Source organism: Pedobacter sp. 01T416_2 (genome assembly GCF_056398925.1).
In genome coordinates, this window is record NZ_JBFTQI010000645.1 from 1 (window position 1) to 3,457 (window position 3,457).

The 3,457-nt window shown below is 41.1% G+C and carries 3 protein-coding genes and 1 pseudogene; all 4 read right to left on the reverse strand.

The window, feature by feature from the left end; all coding sequences use genetic code 11:
* Window positions 1-1,160 (reverse strand): TonB-dependent receptor (locus tag AC1DPQ_RS21715; RefSeq protein WP_477610847.1); only part of this gene is annotated, 1,160 nt, incomplete at its 3' end.
* A gap of 155 nt (window positions 1,161-1,315) precedes the next feature.
* On the reverse strand, window positions 1,316-1,807 hold the full coding sequence (locus AC1DPQ_RS21720; protein ID WP_477580644.1) for a gliding motility lipoprotein GldH: 492 nt from the start codon (window positions 1,805-1,807) through the stop codon (window positions 1,316-1,318).
* Complete coding sequence (locus AC1DPQ_RS21725) at window positions 1,776-3,296, reverse strand: PSP1 domain-containing protein (protein WP_477580642.1); 1,521 nt, start codon at window positions 3,294-3,296, stop codon at window positions 1,776-1,778. Before AC1DPQ_RS21725 ends, AC1DPQ_RS21720 begins: the two co-directional genes overlap by 32 nt.
* Before the next feature lies 1 nt (window position 3,297).
* Window positions 3,298-3,457, reverse strand: a pseudogene (locus tag AC1DPQ_RS21730) (DNA polymerase III subunit); the annotation flags it as partial.

The following is a 3,457-nucleotide window of genomic DNA, read 5'->3' on the forward strand; positions in this document are numbered from 1 at the left end:
GCATAGTACAATTGAGTGGTTTTACCAAAATTAAACTGTCCGTTTAAAAAACCTCCTCCATTTTTCGAATCGGAGTTACCCACGCGCATGTTGTTTCTATCCAAGCCGTTTGCTCTTGCCCTTGCATCATCAGCAGCCTTTAAGCTTGCAAAACGGGCTTGAAAATCAGCTTCGGTTTCTGTTGAACCTTTAGTTGGGCTCGCAGAATATAATAACGGACGGGTGTCTAGGCCACCCCTGTTCGTATAGCCTCTTTGGAGGTATTGTGCTGCAAAATTGATGAAACCTTTATCATTTTTAAATGCCCATCCTTTGCTAAAATCAACCTGAAAGGTTCTGCCATCGCTAAAATCGCGCCCTAAAGCACTTGATGAAGACTGACCGAAAGAGGTAGAAAAACTATACGGTGTTACCTTTTTTAACACAATGTTGATTACTCCTGCAATGGCATCCGAACCGTACTGCGCCGCAGCACCATCACGTAGCACCTCAATGCGTTCTATTGCCGAAACCGGGATGGAGTTTAAATCGGTTCCGACAGAGCCACGCCCGAAAGTACCGTTAATGTTTACCAATGCTGTAGTATGCCTACGTTTTCCGTTTACCAGCACCAAAACCTGATCTGGTCCTAAACCGCGTAAAGATGCAGGATCAATGTGATCGGTTCCATCAGCAACGGTTTGCCGGTTAGAGCTAAAAGATGGCGCTACAAAGTTTAGAATCTGCGTTAAATCTGCCTGCGCAAATACTTTAACGTCTTTTGTAGAAATCAGATCAACAGGAACCACACTTTCGATGTTCGTTCTTGGCGTTGACCTTGATCCAACCACAACTACATCACTTAACAGTTCTTTCGCATCCTGCAATGCAAAATCCATCGTTTTTACGGCATTATCGATCTGAACAGCTACTTCGGCCGTTTGGTAGCCTGTAAAAGAAATCCTCACTTTATAAGCCCCGGGCGAAGGAAATTTTAAGGCATAGAGCCCATTTCCATCAGATGATGTTCCAATTTTTGAGCCAACTACCTGAACTGTAGCACCTGGAATAGCTAAGCCTGCAGAATCGGTTACCTTACCCTTTAAGCCTTGGGCAAATAATTGAGGAGAAATTAAAATGAGGAGAAGGGGTAGGATGTTTTTGAGTAAAATTCGTATCATAGTTCATAGGTTTATAAACAATAATAACAATTTTATTACAAATATGTAGTGAGAAAGCTAACTTTTCCAAATAAAATTCCGAAAAATACACTCAAATACAAATAAACAATGACAATGGGTTAAATAATCAATAAAATGCTAAGTCAAAACAAAACTTATTTTGCCTCTTCAACCAATAAACCAGCATCACTTACCTCTAAAAGTGGATTATCGCGCATATTCTGCTCGATTTCGATCTCAAACTTACCATTTCGGGGAAAATGATAGTTAGTTAACATCGGCAGGGTATAACTAAATACATTCCCAGAACCACTGCCCAACCATTCGCCATCATTTTTGGCGAGTTTGTATTGATAACGCCGCGTTATCATCTTTTTGCCATCTTTAAAATGGGCAAGGATAAAAATATTGGCATATTTATAATCGGCGGTATGTCTAAGCTTAAAATAAATGTTGTAGGCCTTAGTATTATCCTTAACCTCAAACAGTGTCGAAATATGGTTACGGTAGGTCCACCTGCGGTTGGCAATTTCTACATTACTATCAATTACGCTGCGTGTACAGCTAACAAATAGCGAAGTAATGAATAAAAAGCCAAGCAAAATTATTTGCTTTTTATTCAGCAGCAGGTTTATTTTCTGAGCCATTATTATTGTTTCGGCGGTTATTGTTTTTCCTACGGTTATTTCTGTTTTTATTTTTGCTCTGCTCTGGCTTAACACCCTCGGCCGCCACATTTCCTTCAGCTTTTACTACAGGCTTTTGCGCTTGTGGCTGCTGTTGTTTCGGCTTATTGTTTTGAGGTTTTGGCCCGTTTACATGCTGTGGTTTAGGTACTGCCTGTTGTGGCTTTGGTCCATTAGGCTGTTGTTTGCCGCCTTGTTGAGCTTTCTGCGCGCCCTGTTGAGGTTGCTGAGTTCTATTATTAGGGCCTGCATTTTTCTCTCCGATAGGAATTCTTTCTCTTTTATTTTGGTTGTTGTTGCGGCTGTTTTTCTGATTATTGTTTTTGTTCTGGTTGTTTTTACCCCTCGAGCGTTCATCTAAACGGGTTAAACTATCCTGACCAACTACATTTTCATAATCGAAAGGTTTTTCTACTACAACCGGCGCAGCAATCTGAACGGCCTCTTCTTTTAAGTTAGGCGCTTTTTTGCCCGCCTTGTTCATTGCCATGATCTCTTTTACGCGCGCAGCTTTAACAGGAATCCAGTTTTCATCACCCTGGTAACTGAACCACATGATTTTTTTGAAAATGTCGGTTTTTTGGTGACGGGCGTAACCAGCCTCAGTATCAAGGTTTTCAATTCTATCGGGAATATCTTTTAAAGCATCCAAATAGGTATCTAGCTCATAATTTAAACAGCATTTTAATTTACCGCATTGCCCTGCAAGCTTTAAAGTATTTAGTGATAAATTTTGATAACGCGCCGCAGCAGTAGATACGGTTTTGAAATTGGTTAACCAGGTTGAGCAACATAATTCTCTACCGCAGGAGCCAATTCCGCCTAAACGGCCAGCTTCCTGACGCATCCCAATCTGGCGCATTTCAATCCTGATACGGAAACTCTCTGCCATTTTTTTAATGAGCTCACGGAAATCCACACGTCCATCTGCTGTATAAAAGAAAGTGGCTTTGGTTTTGTCGGCCTGATAATCTACATCACTGATTTTCATCTGTAAACGAAGATCCAAGGCTAGTTTACGGGCTTTGTGCATAGTTTCCCACTCCATCCCTTTAGCGGCATTCCATTTTTCTACATCAGCTTCTGTAGCCTTACGGTAGATTTTTTTGGTTACCTGATCGAGCGCCGTTTTACGGCGTTTCATCTGGATCCTTACCAGTTCGCCCGTAAGCGAAACGTGCCCCACATCAAAACCACCAGTTGGTCCTTCAACGGCAACAAGTTCTCCAATTTCGAGATAAATGTTATCATTATTAAGGAAAAACTCTTTGCGTGAGCCTTTAAATTTGATTTCTGTAACCTGAAAAGGTTTATAATTAGAAGGCATATCCAAATTAGATAGCCAATCGTGAACTTCCATTGTTTGGCAACCACCGGTGCCGCATGAGCCATTACTTTTGCATCCATTAGGGGTGCAACCACCACCTGTTGAACAACTTCCACATCCCATATTAATTATATATATATTGAGTCCCCGCGGGGAGCGTTTTAAACTTGATAATTTTTACCAATTGTAAAGATACATCTAAAAACAGAATTTTCGGGTTTGCGTTTCTTTCAATGTGGTAATGTGCCTTTTCCAGTTCGCCTATTATAGCCTCTGCCATAGGC